Below are 17,551 nucleotides of genomic sequence, written 5' to 3' on the forward strand. Positions count from 1 at the left end.
TACAACCGTAAAGAAAATCGCAGCGGCTTGCCAGGGAGCATACTGTCTGATGGCGCTCGGCGGAATCGCCATACCAGCGGCCGTTCAGGCAGCTGAGTTCAACGACATGTTCCTGAAGAAGGACGAGAAAAGCGACTCGACTGTCGAGCTCAAATATTTCGAGCAGGGCAGTTCGGTTCCGCCGGGAACGTACGATATTGACGTGTCGCTTAACCAGCGGCGCGCGAAGCGAGAATCCATTGTCTTTACGGCGAGCGCGTCAGGCGACGTCAAGCCGGTCATCACATACGGGCTGCTCAAGTCGCTCGGCGTGGATGTGAAGCGTCTCGAACGTGAAGGCAAGCTGGAGTCCGGCCTTGCGGATGACGCGCAGGTGAATCTGCCCGATCTCGTCGAAGGTGCGTCGTCGGTTTTCGACGTCGGTATGCTGACGCTCAGCGTAAGCATACCGCAGGCCTACGTGCAGGGCCAGGCGCGAGGTTATGTCGACCCGTCACAATGGAACGAAGGTGCCACTGCAGCCTACACCAACTACCAGGCGACCTTCAGCCACGATACCGACTCCGGGTATCGCAGCGATTACTACTACCTCGGCCTGCGCAATGGCCTCAACGTCGGCGCCTGGCGGTTCCGCAACGAATCGTCGCTGACGGGACGGCGCGGCGCGACATCGAGCTTCACGGCCAACCGCAGCTACGTCGAGCGCGATCTGCAGGGCATCAAGAGCCGGTTGTCGATGGGCGAGGTGTATTCGTCCGGCGAAATCTTCGACAGCGTGCGCTTCGTCGGCGTTCAGGTGAGTTCCGATACGGGGATGCAGCCCGACAACGAAGTCGGCTATGCGCCGGTCGTACGCGGCATCGCACAGAGCAACGCCGTCGTGGAGATTCGCCAGAACGGTTACGTGATTTACTCGACGTCTGTCACGCCGGGCGCATTCGAATTGCGCGACATCTACCCGAGCGGCTCGAACGGCGATCTCGAGATCCGGATCATCGAATCCGACGGCAGCGTGCGCACCTACCGGCAGTCGTACTCGTACCTGCCGGTCATGATCCGTCGCGGCACGATGCGGTATGCGTTCTCCGCGGGCCAGTACCGCGGCTTCGGCCAATCGCGGCCCAAGTTCGTGCAAGGCTCGGTGGTCTACGGCGTGTCGGATAATCTGACCGGCTACGGTGGCCTCATCGGCGCCGAGCGCTATGCAGCCATCGCACTCGGCGTCGGCTATAACTCACCGTTCGGCGGCGTGTCGTTCGACGTCACGCACAGCCAGTCGAATGCGCCGGGACACAAGGCGAGCGGTCAGAGCTTCCGCTTCCTGTATTCGAAAACGCTGTCGGCGACCGATACGACGCTCACCATGGTCGGTTATCGGTACTCGACCGACGGCTATCGCACGCTCAGTCAGCACGTCGACGATTTCGACAGCAGTCAAAGCGGCGGACTGCAACGCCAAAAGAGCCGTGTCGAACTGAACATCAACCAATCGCTCGGCGGCAACGGATCGGTATATGCGAGCATCGGTGAGACGAGCTACTGGAATCGCGGCGGATCGAGCCGCAACATCCAGCTCGGCTATAGCGGAGCGCTGAAGAATCTCAGCTACAGCGTCGCAGTCGCGCGTACTCAGGATACCGGACCATTCGGACGCTCAGACACACAGATCAGCGCATCGATCAGCATCCCAATCGGCGGCGGTACGCGCTCGCATCGTGCGTTCGCGAGTACGGTCGCGTCGACGAACGGCGCTATGAACGTCCAGGCTGGCGTCAGCGGCTTCCTGGATGAACGGAATACGGTCAACTATTCGGTACAGGGTGATTACCGGAAGCATAGCGGCGGAGCCGGCGGCGTAGGCCTCGGGTGGGATACGCCGACGACCAAGCTGACGGCGAACTACAACCAATCCGGTCACGGCAAGCACGTGGATATCGGTGCTTCGGGGTCGATCGTCGCGCATCGAGGCGGCATCACGCTCGGCCAACCAGTTGGCGAAACGTTCTCGATCGTCGAGGTACCGGGCGTCAAGGGCGCACGCTTCGACTCCTCGTCGACGATCAGCACCGATCGTAGAGGGTACGCAGTGCTGCCCTATGCGCAACCCTACCGATACAACTGGATCAGCATCGATACCGAAAGCCTCGGCAACAACACCGAGATTGTCGAGAACTCGAAGACAATCGTTCCGACACGTGGCGCCATTGTCGCAACGCGGTTTGCAGCGGAAACGGGTCGTCGCATCCAGTTCGACGTAACGACAACGGATGGCAAGAAGGTGCCATTCGGTGCGACGGCTTACGACCAAAACGACAAGGTGCTTGGCATGGTCGACAACGCATCGCGTGTGCTTGCTTTCGGCCTGAAGGATCAGGGGAATCTGTCGATTCGCTGGAGTGAAGGCACGTGTGAAGGCAACTACACGCTCCCGCCGCAGAACAAGGCACTCATGTACGAGCGTGTCGGGATGAGTTGCCGGATGACGGGACGCTGACATGCATCACCAAGAGTTGCGGCGAAACAAGTCGCACTCATCGTGCGGCAGCGGACCCCGCATCAGTCAAGCAGCCGCACCAAAAATTTGGTCGGCCAACGCGCAATAGCGAGGACAGATCAGCCAGCACCGCACGCACGAAGGATCGGGACGTCACACGATTCGTTCCCCGAGTCACGACGGTCCTGGCATCGCAAAACCTCATCTTTTCGACGACAGATATGGCAAGGACGGCGAAGTTATGACAAATCGATTCGGAAAAGCGACTGACTCAGCCTGCGTGTTCGCCCGGCTGGCAGCTTCGTGCCTCCTCCTGCTCATTCTTTGGCAGAGCAACGCGGTGCATGCGGCCCTCAGTTTCGATGGTCTCAGCCGGTTTGTCATGGATGAAGGGTCCGGTAGAAAGCAGATCGATATCGTCAACGACGGAGCAGACCCTGTGCTTGTGCAAGTCTCGATCGAATGGGGGGATTTGCTGGAAGGAAAAGAGTTGCCCTTGGCTGTCTCCAACCCGCTGATGCTGATTCCCGCGAGCGGACGCAAGTCGATCTACGTCTTCTATCAGGGAACCAGTTTGCCGAAGGAGAGAGAATCCTATTTTGTTCTCAGCGTCCTCGAGATCCCGCAGCGACCGACTGCCCCGAACACCTTGCAGGTCGCGTTCCGGCATCATCTCAAGTTTTTCTATCGACCTCGATTGAATATTGGATTGCCTGAAGCCGTAGACAAGCTCGACTGGAAGACGATTCGAGACAAACACCCCACGCGCGTCAAGGTGCGGAATGATTCGCCGTACTACCTGACCCTGACAGACGTCGATCTGAAGAGTGAATCCGGGGAAGTCTGTAGCAACGCAGTCGCGCACCTCATGCTTCAACCGTTCTCTTCCCACTTGGTCGAAGAAGGCGCCTGTTCCAACTCACTAGCCGAGGTCAGCTATTACTACGTGGGAGACAGTGGAATGACATTTCACCGGACATCGCGCCTGCAACCCGAGGACCGATCACGTGGCGCTCTCGAAGATCAAAATGACTCACAAAGAGGTAACCAATAATGCGATTTCGAACACCGCTGTCGATGGCTCAGTTGCCATACCGGCTTGCGAATTGCCTCGCGTCGATCTATCGCGAAATAGCCTGCGCTGCGCGAGAAACGGTGGCAAAGCGGAAGATCCGATGGATTCTCATGGGCCTGATGCTTACACTTTCACAGGAAAGCTTCGCGTTGGCCTGCCTGAACAATGCCACCTCGAACGGGAATGGATTCGGTGGAGAGGATTCGAAGACATCGTCGATCGACACCACCATTGCGGTTTCCAACACGCTGCCCAAGAACACCATACTTTGGCGTTCGAATGAAATCACCCTCGACATGACGTGCTGGGCAGACCAAAACTCCGAAAGCGAGTCTGTCTATATATACCTTAGCCCCTCGGATCCAGGCTATACCCAACTGGGGCCGGATCTGGAACTGGGTGTCAGAATGAATAATGTGGACTACTACTGCGCTAACCAAATGGAAACCGTCGGCGGGCGCTGCAGAACGGCAGTGCCAGATATGGTTATTCCGCGCTGCACTGGCGGGAGCTACGGCTGCGCAAGTGACGCAAAGAAAAAGCGAATGACCGTCAGCTTTTTCATAATGAAAAGAAGTGCGCCCAGCGCAGGCAAGGACGGTCCGCTGACCGGTGTGACCGGAACCTACGGTGCATTCCAGCTCGACGGCAAGGGCGGCATGAATAACCAGCCCCAAAGAAACTTCCGGATGAATGTGACCGGATTGAACAAGATGCGCTATGTGGCCTGTTCCTCGACCCTCTCTGTCTCGCCCAGCACAATCAACTTTCATAATGTCGCTGCGGAGTCTGCACAGTCGGGAAAGACGATTACGGAAGTTCCGTTCTCCGTAACAGCCAAGAAAACATGTGACAGTGTCTATGGTCTGGGGGCGAAGCTCACGCCGCTCAATGCAACCGTCCAAAACAGCGACACCCTGGTGCCCAAAGACAATGCTTCCGTGAGCATTCGTCTGCTCTGGGAGAAGAACCGCAGTAGCGTCCCATTCAACACGGAGTTTGTCTTGGTGCCGAACGGAAAGGATCGTGTGGTAGTCAATGATTTCCTGGCTCAATTGAAGTGGAACACCAGCAAGCCCGTAATGGGAGCATTCAATGCTGGCGCCGCAGTCGAAATCTACTATAAGTAATTCGAAACGCGGACGGAACGAGTTTTGACACCGTCGTCAGAAGAGTATGCTGGCGACGATTTTTATCAACGCCCCATGTATGACGGTGAGGCACTGGTACCGGGCGCACAATCGCCTGAAAGCCACTGCCGTGCGGCTCACCACGACGAGTGATCTGCGTGGCAATGCCGACAGCGTGCGGTGGCCTGTGATATATGTCGTAGTCGTGGCCATGATCTGTTTTCTGCATGACCACGGGCTTTGAAAGCAACCGTCGCGCTTGCCTCGAATACACGTGATGGCTTCAACGGGGACAACAGTTGGAGGACGTTGCTGCGCATGGTGTCCGTGAAGATCAGTTCGGTCTCTGCGTCATATCCACCCGGGCTTCGGCCAACCTCGCCAGCGCATTTCCAATGACTTCCCGAAAAGACGGCCAAATCTCCGCCAATGCGGCCAGTCCGCCTTCATTCAGCAACCTTTCAGCACGCGCGCACGTATCTCTTGCCACCGTCGCGCCCGCCATTGCGAAACCACCGCGCATCGAGTGAAGCTCGATCCTGGCCAGGTCGGCATCACCGTTCGACAATGCGTTTTCAAGCACCGTTAGCGAACGCAGCGACGCCGCGTGTAGCGTCTGCCTGATCTCGTGCGTCATCGCGACCTGCTCGGCGCGATCCAGTTGCTTCTGCCCCGTTTGTCCGTCACGCCCCGCATGCCGCCGCAATACCGCTTCAAGCGTCGTGATCGACAACGGCTTCAACACGACCTCCACCGCCCCCGCCCGCTCACAGCGCCGGCGGTCCTCATCGGTCGCGTGCGCGGTCATCGCGATCACCGGCACCGTCGAACCCTGCTCCCGCAGGAAATTCGCCAACGCGAACCCGTCCAGCTCGGGCATGCCGAGATCCGTCAGCACGACGTCGAACGGATGCTCGAAGAACGCGCGCATCGCTTCCACGCCGTTGCAAACGATCGTGGCGTCGTAATGCAGCGCATCGAGCTGGTCGCGCAGCAATGCGCGACTCGCCGGATGATCCTCGGCGACGAGCACACGCAGCGGCTCCTCGTCGTCGTCCCAGGCCAGCGTGCCGGCTTCCGCACCCGCCGTCGCGCGAAGCACGTCATCCGCTTCGGATGCCGATCCGTACCCGCGCACCGCATCCGCGAACGCCGGCAGTTCCGGCGTGTCGATGCGCCAACCGGGCGCGGCATCGGGCAGCGGCAACGCGGCTGTAAATATCGTGCCTTCGCCAAGGCGGCTTACGACATTCAGTTCGCCGCCCATCAGCGTGACGATGCGCTTGCACAGCGGCAACCCGAGCCCCGTGCCGCCGAAGCGGCGATACACCGATGCGTCGGTCTGGATATAGACGTCGAACAGCGTCGACATGCTGTCTTCGGGAATGCCGATGCCCGTATCGCGAACGACGATCTCGACACGCGGCCCGGCCGTGCCGACCGGCGCGGGCCGCGCTTCGATCGTCACGCCGCCGCGCTTCGTGAACTTGATCGCGTTGCTGACGAGATTCGACACCAGTTGACGCAGCCGGGTCGGATCGCCGACGTAGCCGTCGGCCAGATCCGGGGCCACGCGACAAGCAAGCGCCAGGTTCTTCTCGTCTGCGAGCGGCCGGAACATCGCGGTCACGTCGTCCAGCATGCGACGCAGATCGAACGGGATGCTTTCGAGCACCATCTGGTTCGACTCGGCCTTCGACAGGTCGAGCACGTCGTTGATCACGCGCAGCAACGCATCCGACGACGACGCAACCGTATTCAACCGCCGCTGCTCCGCCGACGGCAGCGACGCGCGCGCCATCAGTTCGAGATTGCCGATGATCGCGTTGAGCGGCGTGCGGATCTCGTGACTCATCGTCGCAAGGAACGTCGACTTGGCCTTGTTCGCGTCCTCGGCGGCCACGCGCGCTTCACGGAGCGTCTCTTCCACTTCCTTGCGTGCGGTGATGTCGATCAGCGTGCACAGCAGCACGTCGATGCCGCGGTACTTGGCGCGCACCATGTGGGCGTCGAGATATGCGGTGCCGTGCTCCGCGCGCTCGATCGCGAATTCATGCGTGACGAGCTCGCGCGCACCGTCGTCACGCACCTCGTCGCGATAAACCTGCCACAGTCGTTTGCCGAGCGGCGGCCCCGACACGGCCTTGTCGTAAGCAGCCATCGCATCGTTGCGCACGATCGCGTCGCCGTCGGCGAGCGACAGCAGCGCGAGGCCGGCCGGCGCCGTGCGAATCAGCGTGCGATTCAGCGCCTCGCTTTCGATCAGTCGTACCGCGCGCCGATTGGCAGGACGCAGCGCGCGTCGGTCGAACATCACGATCGCGGTCCACAACACCGCGATGCCGAACAGCGCCAGGACGCACGTGATGCCGATGCGCGTGGCATTGGCCATCGCCACGCTTTGCCACGAAACGCTCTTGATCAGCACGAGGTCGGCCCCTGGCAGGCGATCCCCAAGCACGAAGCGGCCGCCGATGCGATGCGGAATGGCTGGCGCACGATCCCGATTCAGCACGCGATCGAGCATTCGCGCGACGACGCCGCTGTCATGCGTCCGCCCCATCACGATATGCCCGCTCGTGTCGACGAGCACTTTCTCTTCGTCCGGCGCCTGCGGCGCCATGATCCGGTCGAGTTCGGGACGCCCGTTGAAGACAAGCCATGCGAACGGCTCGCCGTTCACGTTGCGCAGCCGTTGCGCGATCCGGGTCACCGGCCTGCCAAGCAACGGATCGTCGCGCGTCTCGATGACGACGCGGTCATCGACACCCGCCGGTTCGAGGCGTCGCGCCAGCGCGTGCAGATCGGACGGAGCCAGCCGCGCGGGAGCCCGCTCAGCCAGTTCGGCGCCGAACAACACCAGATAGTCGTCGTTCACGCCAATCAGGTAAGCCGAGAAACTCAGTGCAATCGAAACCGGCGACGGCGTGGCCACGGCGTGACCCATCCGGTAGAGCGCGCCGATATAGCGCAGATACGCAGCAGGCGAATGCCCCGGCGTGATATCGGCAAACCCGACGACCCTCGATTTCCCGTACGGGTTCGGCCAATCCAGTCGGCCACCATTGTCGATCAACGTTTGCAGATCGGACGGCGGCACGACTTCAGGGTTGCTGTTGGCCGCGGTCATGTTGTCGGCGAATCGCCCGAGCAACACCTTCGTCACCTGCAACTCGCCGTGCAGTTGCGCCGCGTCCCGCAGGAACGACGAGCGCATCTGGGCAACGTAGTCGCCAACGGCGAGCCGGACGACCAGGATCGCGCACAGCACGATGAACGCGGTGATCGCCACGCCGCCGCCGTACAGCAGCGCGTGCTGCTGGCGCCGGACCCGGACCGGGTCGAACGGCTTGCCGCCCACGGCGGCAACCTGCGCGGCCAGCCTTTTCAGTTTGTCGGGCATACGATTCGCTGTGGTTTCACTGTCGTCGAACGTGAGCCGGTATTCGCCCGTGCCGGCGGCAGCTTGCCGTGGGCGCAACCGTCACGCATCGAACCTGCGCGCAGGAACATTGCGGCACCGTGCCGCCCTCACGGCGCGCCTGCATGTGGCCCGTACCGAGCCGTGTGTGCAGGTCAGTCACGCGCGGCGGGTGCGCCCGGAGCGGACGGATCCTGCACGTCGCCTTCGTCCGCATACCGGATCAGGTCCGCGTCGCGAACGATTCCCAGCTTCTTCATCGCGCTCGACTTCTGGGAACTGATGGTCTGCTTGCTGCGATGCAGCTGCGTGGCGATCTCGCCCACCGTATAGCCCGCGCCAAAGAGCCGGACCACCTCGATCTCCCGGGTGGTCAGCGCACGCGCGACGGGCATGGAATCACCGTCCTGCAGCAGCTGCTTGACGAACGGCGACATGTAGTTCGCGCCGACGTAGGCCGCATGCACGGCGCCGATCAGGTGCGACAGTGCATCGGACTTGCTCAGGATGCAGTGCACGCCCTGCTTGTGAATGGCGCGCAGCACGCTCGGATTGTCGATCATCGTGATCGTCACGATACGCAGCGCGGGGTAACGGCGCTGCAGGAACGACAGCAGCACGAGACCGTCGCCGTACTTTCCGCCGGGCATCACGTAATCGAGCACGAGCACGTCGCTCGGTTGCGCGTCGAGCGCCGCAACCAGATCCGTCGAGTTCGAAACGGCGCCCGCGAGCTTGATCGTGCTGTTGCCTTGCAGCGCCTGCGACATCCCGAGCGCCGATGCCGGATGATCGTCCGCCACCATCACGCGCACTGAGAATTCGTCCATGTACCAGTTTCTCCCCGAGGCTTTCGTTCACGCATCCGGCTCGCGCCGCGACAGGCGCGCGCTCGCGTTGTCGGCCAATAGTCAGCCGCGTTCGGCTCGCCGGACGACAATGACTTAATTTTAAGATAAATCCGGCTTCGCTCACCGGTCGGGCGCGACCGTCCACGTGCCGCGCATCTTGCGCGCCAATGAGCAGGCGCGCTTCGGCGCCGCCCTCTCGCGGCTCGCGCAGCGGCCAAATCGAATCCGGGCGCCGCTGACATCCGCCGTGCGACCTGCACCGTACACGGCGACAGCGGCGCTGGCGATCGGGCCCGAATCGATCGATCTTACCCGCGTATCGTACGCCGGGCAGCGCGACGGGCAAGTGTGGCGTGATCCCGATGCGCGCCCGCCCTACATCGTGCGCTACCGGTGCGTCGACTCGCGAGGTTCGTCATGCTGGCTGCCTTCCTGTTGCATTTTCCATTCGTTGATCGCGCGCCGCCGCTGGGCCGGCGACATCAGCAGATACTCGTTCATCATCGTCAGAAACTCCCTCCGTGATTTTTCGGACAGTGTCGCGAATTCGATCAACAGCGCGAATATCTTCCCCAAGTGACGCACGGCCTTCCCCTCCGGTGTGATTTGAAATCCGCCGCGCTACAGGCGTCGGTCCCCTGCCTTTGTTATCTCGGACATGCGTTGCTGAATTCACTGTTGCCGATTACCCGCCATGCAATGCCGCCTCGCGATCGGCCGTCCTGCTTGCCGCGTCGCACCGCTGCCACGCGGGCGCGAGCGCGCCGCGCAGGTGCGCGAGCGTCACGGGTTTCGTCAGCACGCGCCGCACGCCCGCCGCGATGCAACGGCGCATGCCTTCGGGTGTCATGTACGACGTGACGACCAGCACGTCGCACGCCGCGGCGCGGCCGCGCGCGGCTTCGGCCAGTTCGTGCGCGGGCAGATCGGGCAGGTCGCCACCGATCAGCAGCACGTCCCAGCCTCCGCCGGCCAGCGATTCGAGCGCCGCGCGCCCGGACTCGACCTCGGTCACCGTGCAGCCGAGCGCATGCAGTTGCTCGCGGAAAATGGATCCGTCGACGGCTTCGTCATGCGCAACCAGCACGCGCAATGCACGGGAGACGAACGGCTGCAGCCACACGGGCCCGGTGCGCCGCCGGCCCCGGATATCGACGTGCGACGGCTCGGCGGAGGATGAACGGGCGATCGCACTTTCGCGGGGACACGATTCGATGCACGTCAGCGCGGCGCGCAGACCACCGAGCGAATAACTCGATACGCGCACCGTACCGCCCGCGCGGTGCGGTTCGAGCGGGCCGTCGCGCGTCGCCAGAATCAGCGGCGCACAGCCGCGCAGGCTGCCCAGTTCCACGTGCGACCAGGTGTCGGGATCGCCGACCAACACGACCGGGCCCGCCAGTTCGCCCGACAGGCGCGACGGACTGTCATACACGTCGACGTCGAATCCCCACGCACGCAGATGCGGCAACACAAATTCGCGCCACTCGGGCTGCGCGGCAACGAGCGTCAGCGCACATGCGTGCACACTGCGCGGACGGCCGCGCGCGGCGATGTCCGTGCCGAGCGGCAATCGAATCGTGAAGCAACTGCCGATGCCCGGCTCGCTCGTGACCTCGATGCGGCCACCCATCGCCGCGACGAGCCGATCGCACAGCGCGAGCCCGAGCCCTGTGCCGCCATAACGCCGCATGATCGACGTATCCACCTGCGAGAACGCCTTGAACAGCTTGTGCCGATCCTCGGCGGCAATGCCGATCCCGGTATCCTCGACCGCGATCGACAACGCCGGCCCATCGTGGCCGCCGGCGACGACGGCGCAACGCACGGTCACGCGGCCCGCATCCGTAAACTTGATCGCGTTGTTCAGCAAGTTACCGAGTACCTGAGCGAGCCGTGTCGGATCGCCGCGCATCCGCTGCGTGCTGCAGGCGTCGACCTCGCAGAACAGTTGCACGCCCTTCGCTTTCGCGATCGGTGCGAATGCGCTCAACTCGCGCGCGACCGTCGCGATCACGTCGAACTCGATCGACTCGACCCGCATCGCGCCGGCCTCGATCTTCGAGAAATCGAGAATGTCGTTGACGAGCGCGAGCAGGCTCGTCGCCGACGTGCGCAGCGTGCCGACCCGGCCGTGCTGGACCGCATCGAGCGCCGAGCGCTCGAGCAGTTCGAGGTTGCCGAGGATCACGTTCAGCGGCGTGCGGATCTCGTGACTCGTCGCCGCGAGGAACGACGATTTCGCGGCGTTGGCTGAATCGGCTGCGCGCACGGCCTCTTCGAGCCGCTGCGTGAGTTGCCGCTTCGCGGTCGTGTCGGCGACCGCCGCAATCAGCACGTCCGCGCCCTGGTAACGCGCGCCGCACGCAATGAATTCGAAATGCAGGTGCGCGGCCTCGTCACCGCCGAGCAGCAGATCGTCGTGCAGCACGCCGCTCGCGTCGCCGCTCGCGACATGCGCCTGCCACGCGGCAGCCACCTGGTTCGACAGCGCGTGATAGTCGCCGCCGAGCCGCGCGACCATGTCCGTCAATGCGGGGCTCGCGAGCAGGAAATGCCCGTCGTCGCGCGCGATCAGCCCGAGCCCGATCGGCGCCATCTCGATCACGCTGCGGCACAGCGCCTCGCTGTCGAACACGCGCTGCGAGCGCGCGTAGAGCGGCGCGAACTCGCGCCGGTAAAAGCGCAGCAACAACCCCCACATGACCGCGAGCGTCAGCAGCGTCGCCGCCACCAGCGTGCCTGCCGAACGCGCGACGCCGGTCGCGATGTCAGCCCACGACAACGCGTACGAGAGCGTCCAGCCCGTCGATTCGAGCTTGCCGTGAAACAGCAGGAAACCGTCGCGGAACACCGGCGAGCCCGACGACGCGCCGCCCCGCCACGGAGCCAGCGCCAGCAGGCGCGCCGCGCGACCGGCGTCACCCACGGCGGGATCCATCGCGACGAGCCGGCCATCGGCCGTCGTGATGGTGAACGCGCCTTCGGGACGATAGTCGGCCAGCCACGACAACAGGTACTCGGGCGGATATTCGGTCGCGAGCACCGCGAACGTTTTACCGTTGTCGTGCGCCTCGGCCGCGATCCGGATACGTGGCTGCCCCGATACGGGATCGGTGAACGGTGCCAGCCAGCGCACGTGCGGGCGGGCATCGACGACACCCGGATACGCGCGCTCGAAATCGATGCGCAGTGCGTCCAGCACGCGTGCGCGATCGTCGGGCGATACCAGCGCGGGATCGTCGCGGTTCCGGTTCGGCACCAGCCCGAACATGCCCGTGCGCGTGCTGTAGTGGTAGCCCTCCAGCGTGCGTCCGCGATTGATCGAGCTCGCCGCACAGATGCGCGACAGCAGCACCGACAGCGACAGGTAGCGCGCCACCTCGGCGCGGTCGCCGGTTTGCCCGGGCACGCCGAGCACGAGCGACGGATGCGGCCGGATCGCGATGCGCTGGTCATCGCGGAAGAATGCATCGACAGCCGATGCGGGTGCGCTATTGGCCTCGCGCCATATCAGCTGCGCATTCGCGACGCCGTTGCGGAACGACGTCTCGCTCACCTGGATCTCGTTGAGCGTCTGCTCCAGCCCGTTCAGGTAGTTGCGCCGCTCGCCCTCGACATGGCCCGAGACGATCGCCACCATCCCGAGACCGCACGCGATCAGGACCAGGACCGTAACGACGATGCCACCACCGAACACCGAAATGCTCAGATAGCGGCGGAGGGATTGAAGCGAACTCTGCGGCATGACGCGCGGCGGGGGCCGCGACCTCGAACAATGCCGATTCGGATCGCAAGCCCTCGCCGGAACTCACCATGGAAAAGATGGAATGAATTCCGACGATGCCAAACGCGTGTACGAGCGTCCACCCCGAGTGAACCGTTTCGTACATGTCAAGTGTCATTGAATCGATTTTTAGAACTTGACCTAGATTCGATGCCGTAAAGGGCCGCAACAGGACGCGTCCCAGCCGTGCGTCGAAACATGCGACGCGCGGCCGAGAGGGGAAGGAATGAGGAAAAAAGCGGGGGCGAGCCCGAAAGCGGCGGGCCCCCGCGGAGACGCCGCGCAAGCGGCGAGGCACATGGACAACCGGCGAACGACGGCCGGTTCAGTTCTGCGTAAGCGGGTTGAGCGTCGTGCACAGGAAGCCCGTGCAGTTCGTCGGTTTGAAATAGAACGACGCCATCACCGGGCTCGTTGTGCCGAGCGCGAGATCGCTCAGATACGCGGAGCCCTGCGCGCCGTACGTGTTCGACTGCTGGACGAACGCGGCGCCGGTCGACTGGATCGTGGCCGATTGATACGTGAAGGTCGGCGACTGCGTCTGGTCCTTCACGTAGACCCACGAGATCGTACTGCCGAACAGCATCCCGCCCTTCGCGCGATAGCCCTTCGCGCCTTCGCTGTTGGCCTGCGCGATGAAGTCGCTGACGGTCGTCGTCGGCACCAGTGCATCGTACGTATAGGTCGCGTTCGACGCGTTGTTCTTCATGTACACGTTCGCCTGCGCCGATCCGACCGCCATCGGGCCCAGGAACCAGTAGCCCGACTGGCCCTGGCCGTTCGCCTGCGTGAGGAATGCGTTCGGGTCGGCCGGCAAGCCGGTCGTCGTGTACGTGTAAGTGGCCGACGAGCCGCCGTCCTTGCGATAGAGATAGCCGTACGTAAGCGGCCCTTCGTATCGGTAGCCGCTTGCGCCTTGCGTGTTGGCCTGACTGACGAAACCCGGCATGTCGGCCGGCGTCGCCTGCAGTTGGTACGTGTACGTCTGAACGGTGCCGTCGCTCACGAAGATCGAGCGCGACCCGCCATTGGATGCGTTGTAGAAGTAGTCGCCGAGATAGCGGTAGCCCTTCGCGCCTTCGCTGTTGAGCAGCGTCAGGAAGCTCGCCTGATCCGCCGCGGTCGGCTGTGCGTCGTAGCGCAGCGTCAGCGTGCTGCCGCCCGAACCGCCGCTGCCGCCAGTCCCGGTGCCGCCGGTTCCGGTACCGCCCGACCCCGTGCCGCCAGTGCCACCGGTTCCGCCGTTATTGCTCGTGCCCGATCCGCCGCCGGACGCTGCGGGCGAGGAAGCGTCGTCGCCGCCGCAAGCGGTCAGCGCCAGACAGGTCAATGCGATCAATGCAGCGGCTTTCATCAGGATCACCTCGAAACGTAAAGGACGAGAGAAGCCGGTACGCGCGTATCACACCGCGCGCACGGACCGTCGGGAATCAGGAATCGGGCGGCGGCACACCGCCGGCCCATGAACGTCAGTTGACCTGGAGCTGGCCACCGCGGCCGAGGCCGCCCTTGACGTCCTGCGCCTTGTAGCTGCGCAGTGCGACGACCATCTTGTTGTACGCGTCGATGAACGCAACGACGGTCGCCTTGCCTTCCGGTGTCGTCGAGAAGCCCGCAAGGGCGCCGCCCACGCCGCCGCCGAAACCACCGAGCGCCGCGCCGTAGTTGGTCGCCGTCGAGCTGCCTTCCGACGCCGCGATCTGCACGGCCGAGCGCACGTCGAACAGCGTCAGCGTGACGACCGATGCCTTCGTCTGCAGGTGGCCGGCCACCGCCGCCACCGCGCCGTTGCCGATCAGCCCGCCGATCATGCTGCCGATGCCGGCGATCGGCGAATCGTTGATGACGATCTGCGGTTCCATGTAGTAGTCGGCCGCAACACGCTGGCCCTTCTGCTGCTTCGAGCCCGCGCGGTATTCGCCGGAGTTGCGCTGCAGCTGCGTGATGCGCGACAGGCGCGCGTCGCTCTTCTGGTTGCCGATCGACGTGATCACGAAGCAGTTCGACTGCTGCACGGCCAGGCGCAGCAGCGGATCGATGGTCGTCATCTTGGTCGCGCTGCCGAACGGGCCCCACCAGTCGGCATTGCGGCCGTCGTCGACGGCGATCGTGCCGAGCGGCGACGCGCAGCGCTGCAGCCCCGAATCGGCGCCGGCGCTCGTGCCGCCTGCTGCCGCGCCCGTCACACCGGCGTTCTGGCCGCCGGGCGTCACCACGCCGCCGCAGCCCGCGACGGAGGCGCAAAGCGCTGCGACCAGCGCACCTTGAGTGAGACGATGGGAAAGGATGGTCTTCATGTCGTTATCGATCGAGTGAGTCGTTGTTCGGCTTATGTGTTCGTGCGAACTTCGTAAGCCCCCCGGGCTTGGCGCGATGGTGGTCTCCCCGCTGCCGCCCCGTTGCTTCCAGCCCGGTCAGTAGTACCAGTACGTCTGATTCCAGACGCCGTAGTACGGATAGCCCGAGTACCAGTAGCCGTAATAGACGTCACGCCATTGCGTGCGCCATTTCCAGTCTTCTTCGTCTTCCTTCTTGGCCTTGCGCGCGAGCTCGAGCAGCTTCTTCGATTCCTTGTCGCCGCGGCCTGCCGCGATCGACAGCCACTTGTCCGCTTCGCGCGGATCGGAGCCCATTTCCTCGAGACCGAACAGGTAGAAACTGCCGAGCGCCTTCTGCGCCTGCAGGTCGCCGCGCTCGGCTGCGTCGCGCATCCACTTGAGTGCCTGGTAGCTGTCCTGGCGCACGCCGTCGCCGCGGAAATAACGCAGGCCGAGGTCGTACGCGGCCTTCGGCTGGGTCTTCGCGGCTTGCTTGAGCGCAACGATGCGCGGCTCTTCCCGGTCTTCCGTATCGTTCTTCTTTTGGTAGGAGACCTGATCTTTGGGACGATCTGAACAGCCTGTGTCGTCGCAGATTCGCACCGTGTTGCTCGTCACGGACGGATCCTGCGCGCACGCGGCCAGCAGCAGCAGCAACAGCAGCCCCGGTGCGAGTAAACGGCGGTACATTGGTACTTTCCTCAAGTTTTATTTGCGCCGCAATTCTTCGAGCTTTCACCCCCGTGAGCTCGCACCCGGCTGCGCGCGGCGCAGCGGATACAATCCGCCGACGCCGACACGCTATCCAAGGCTCTCTCAGGTTCTCTCTTCGAATCGTTCAGTCACTGCTTCATTGCCGTCGCTTTTCGCTCGACCGGTTATCGCCGGTATCGATCTCAAAACATGACGCGACAAACAAAGGTGACGTGGTGAGCAATAATAATGAAGAAAAATGGCATGTCAAGGTCATTCGCTTTTTCAAAGCTTGCATGACGCGTCACTTTTGATATGCTCTTCCTCGCCCAAAACCCCTGGAGACCCCATCGAGATGTCCAACAGCGAGCAGGCCAACGTCGATCTCATCACCGCCAACAAGGTGCGCGACCTCCTGAACCGGAACGGCATTCCGCCGCGAAGTCACAACACGACGATCGCGAATGTGCTGGGCCTCAGTTTCTCGGTCGTCACGCGCAAGATGAAAGGCCTGATCCCGTGGAACCTGTCGCAACTGCAGGACATCGCGACGCACTTCAGCGTGCCGCCCGCGATCCTGCTCGACGACAAGGGCACGCAGCCGGCCGCGGTCGAGATGATCGACGCGACGCTCGTGATCGAGTCGCGGCGCTTTCGCTGCCGGGCCGCGATCTCGGCGAAAGCCAGCAGCCAGATCGAAACGGATTTCGTCGCGCTGCAGTGGCAAGGCGAATGGATCGTTACAGAACGTCAACATGCGCGCGAGGGCCGCACGTATCCGGTCGACGTCGTCGAGCTGCGCTCAACCCAGCCGAACGTGTATGCGGCGCGGATCGCCGTGGTGGACGATTCGCAGGACGTCGCCGAAACGGTATGTGAATATTTCATCGAAAAAGGCGTGAACGCGATCCCGTACTTCGACGGCGCGACGTTCCGCAAGGCGCTGGAGGTCGAGGATTTCGACGGCTACATCCTCGACTGGATGCTCGGCGACCAGACCGCCGCCGAACTCGTGCGCGGCATCCGTTCGAGCGAGAACAGCGGCGCGCCGATCTTCCTGCTGACCGGCAAGATCTCGACCGGCGAAGCGAGCGAGGACGAGATCGCGCACATCGTGTCGCACTACAACGCGCGCTGCGAAGAAAAGCCGGTGCGCCTGCCGATCCTGTTCGCCGAAGTGGCGCGCGAACTGAAGATCACGCTGCCGGCCGCGGCCGTCGCGAGCTGAGGCCGGAGCGACCACCAATAACCAACAACGACATGACCGAGGGAAAGACATGCGAATTTCGACCATCTGGACCAAGAGCCTGCTGACGGCCTGCCTGCTCGGGCTGGCCGCCGCGACATGGGCCGCTTCGTCGTTTACGTTCACGGTCGACGGCAAGATCGACAAGAGCAACCAGCAGGGCAAGAAGGTCTACGTGTTTTCCGAGCAGGCGCTGATGGCGCTGCCGCAGCATACGATCGTCACGTCGACGAGTTGGACGCCGAAAGCGACCTTCACCGGCCCGCGCCTGTCCGACATTCTGAAGACCGTCGGCGCGCACGGCACGCAGATCGAATTCCGCTGCATCGACGAATACACGTTCACGATTCCCGTGTCCGACGCCGACCGGTACGGCGTGATCCTCGCGCGGACGATGAACGGCAAGGTGCTCGGCAACGACAACTACGGCCCGCTGTGGATCATGTATCCGCGCGACCAGTATCCCGACGAGCTGAAGACGCCGCTCGGCGAAGCGAAGTTCGCGTGGCAGATCATCGGCCTGACCGTGAAGTGAA

12 protein-coding genes are annotated in these 17,551 nt (G+C 63.2%); 6 read left to right on the top strand and 6 right to left on the bottom strand.

Annotated elements, in window-relative coordinates; translation table 11 throughout:
• Positions 1 to 49 precede the first annotated feature (49 nt).
• From H3H55_RS31035 to H3H55_RS31045, 3 genes are all read left to right on the top strand, one after another.
• Positions 50 to 2,494 (top strand): fimbria/pilus outer membrane usher protein, encoded by a 2,445-nt coding sequence (locus H3H55_RS31035; RefSeq protein ID WP_193101629.1) that lies wholly within the window; start codon positions 50 to 52, stop codon positions 2,492 to 2,494.
• 241 nt (positions 2,495 to 2,735) lie between these two features.
• On the top strand, positions 2,736 to 3,548 hold the full coding sequence (locus H3H55_RS31040) for a molecular chaperone (protein WP_193101631.1): 813 nt from the start codon (positions 2,736 to 2,738) through the stop codon (positions 3,546 to 3,548).
• 131 nt (positions 3,549 to 3,679) lie between these two features.
• Entirely contained in the window at positions 3,680 to 4,699 is a 1,020-nt protein-coding gene (locus tag H3H55_RS31045) for a fimbrial protein (RefSeq protein ID WP_226800420.1), read from the top strand.
• Between the two features lie 334 nt (positions 4,700 to 5,033).
• Here H3H55_RS31045 and H3H55_RS31050 read toward each other — a convergent pair whose 3' ends face one another.
• Positions 5,034 to 8,102 (bottom strand): hybrid sensor histidine kinase/response regulator, encoded by a 3,069-nt coding sequence (locus tag H3H55_RS31050; RefSeq protein ID WP_193101633.1) that lies wholly within the window; start codon positions 8,100 to 8,102, stop codon positions 5,034 to 5,036.
• A gap of 173 nt (positions 8,103 to 8,275) precedes the next feature.
• Positions 8,276 to 8,950 (bottom strand): response regulator, encoded by a 675-nt coding sequence (locus tag H3H55_RS31055; RefSeq protein WP_129516343.1) that lies wholly within the window; start codon positions 8,948 to 8,950, stop codon positions 8,276 to 8,278.
• Between the two features lie 166 nt (positions 8,951 to 9,116).
• Between H3H55_RS31055 and H3H55_RS37800 the strand changes: the two genes are divergently transcribed.
• Positions 9,117 to 9,551 (top strand): hypothetical protein, encoded by a 435-nt coding sequence (locus tag H3H55_RS37800; RefSeq protein WP_164992078.1) that lies wholly within the window; start codon positions 9,117 to 9,119, stop codon positions 9,549 to 9,551.
• Between the two features lie 105 nt (positions 9,552 to 9,656).
• Here H3H55_RS37800 and H3H55_RS31065 read toward each other — a convergent pair whose 3' ends face one another.
• From H3H55_RS31065 to H3H55_RS31080, 4 genes are all read right to left on the bottom strand, one after another.
• The gene (locus tag H3H55_RS31065) at positions 9,657 to 12,719 is read right to left on the bottom strand and encodes a hybrid sensor histidine kinase/response regulator (protein WP_193101635.1); all 3,063 of its coding nucleotides are present in this window, start codon (positions 12,717 to 12,719) and stop codon (positions 9,657 to 9,659) included.
• 364 nt (positions 12,720 to 13,083) lie between these two features.
• Positions 13,084 to 14,112: a hypothetical protein gene (locus tag H3H55_RS31070; protein ID WP_129516340.1), complete on the bottom strand. Its 1,029-nt coding sequence runs from the start codon at positions 14,110 to 14,112 to the stop codon at positions 13,084 to 13,086.
• Positions 14,113 to 14,227: 115 nt separating this feature from the next.
• Entirely contained in the window at positions 14,228 to 15,055 is an 828-nt protein-coding gene (locus H3H55_RS31075) for a hypothetical protein (RefSeq protein ID WP_193101637.1), read from the bottom strand.
• Between the two features lie 117 nt (positions 15,056 to 15,172).
• Complete coding sequence (locus H3H55_RS31080) at positions 15,173 to 15,766, bottom strand: tetratricopeptide repeat protein (protein WP_193101638.1); 594 nt, start codon at positions 15,764 to 15,766, stop codon at positions 15,173 to 15,175.
• A gap of 358 nt (positions 15,767 to 16,124) precedes the next feature.
• Here H3H55_RS31080 and H3H55_RS31085 point away from each other — a divergent pair, with 358 nt between their 5' ends.
• Positions 16,125 to 16,997 carry a response regulator gene (locus tag H3H55_RS31085; protein ID WP_129516337.1) on the top strand — a complete coding sequence of 291 codons (873 nt, stop codon included), beginning with the start codon at positions 16,125 to 16,127 and terminating at the stop codon, positions 16,995 to 16,997.
• Positions 16,998 to 17,046: 49 nt separating this feature from the next.
• Positions 17,047 to 17,550: a molybdopterin-dependent oxidoreductase gene (locus tag H3H55_RS31090; RefSeq protein ID WP_193101640.1), complete on the top strand. Its 504-nt coding sequence runs from the start codon at positions 17,047 to 17,049 to the stop codon at positions 17,548 to 17,550.
• Position 17,551: the final 1 nt, after the last annotated feature.

It is taken from the genome of Burkholderia sp. Z1, assembly GCF_014893795.1.
GTDB lineage: Bacteria > Pseudomonadota > Gammaproteobacteria > Burkholderiales > Burkholderiaceae > Burkholderia > Burkholderia theae.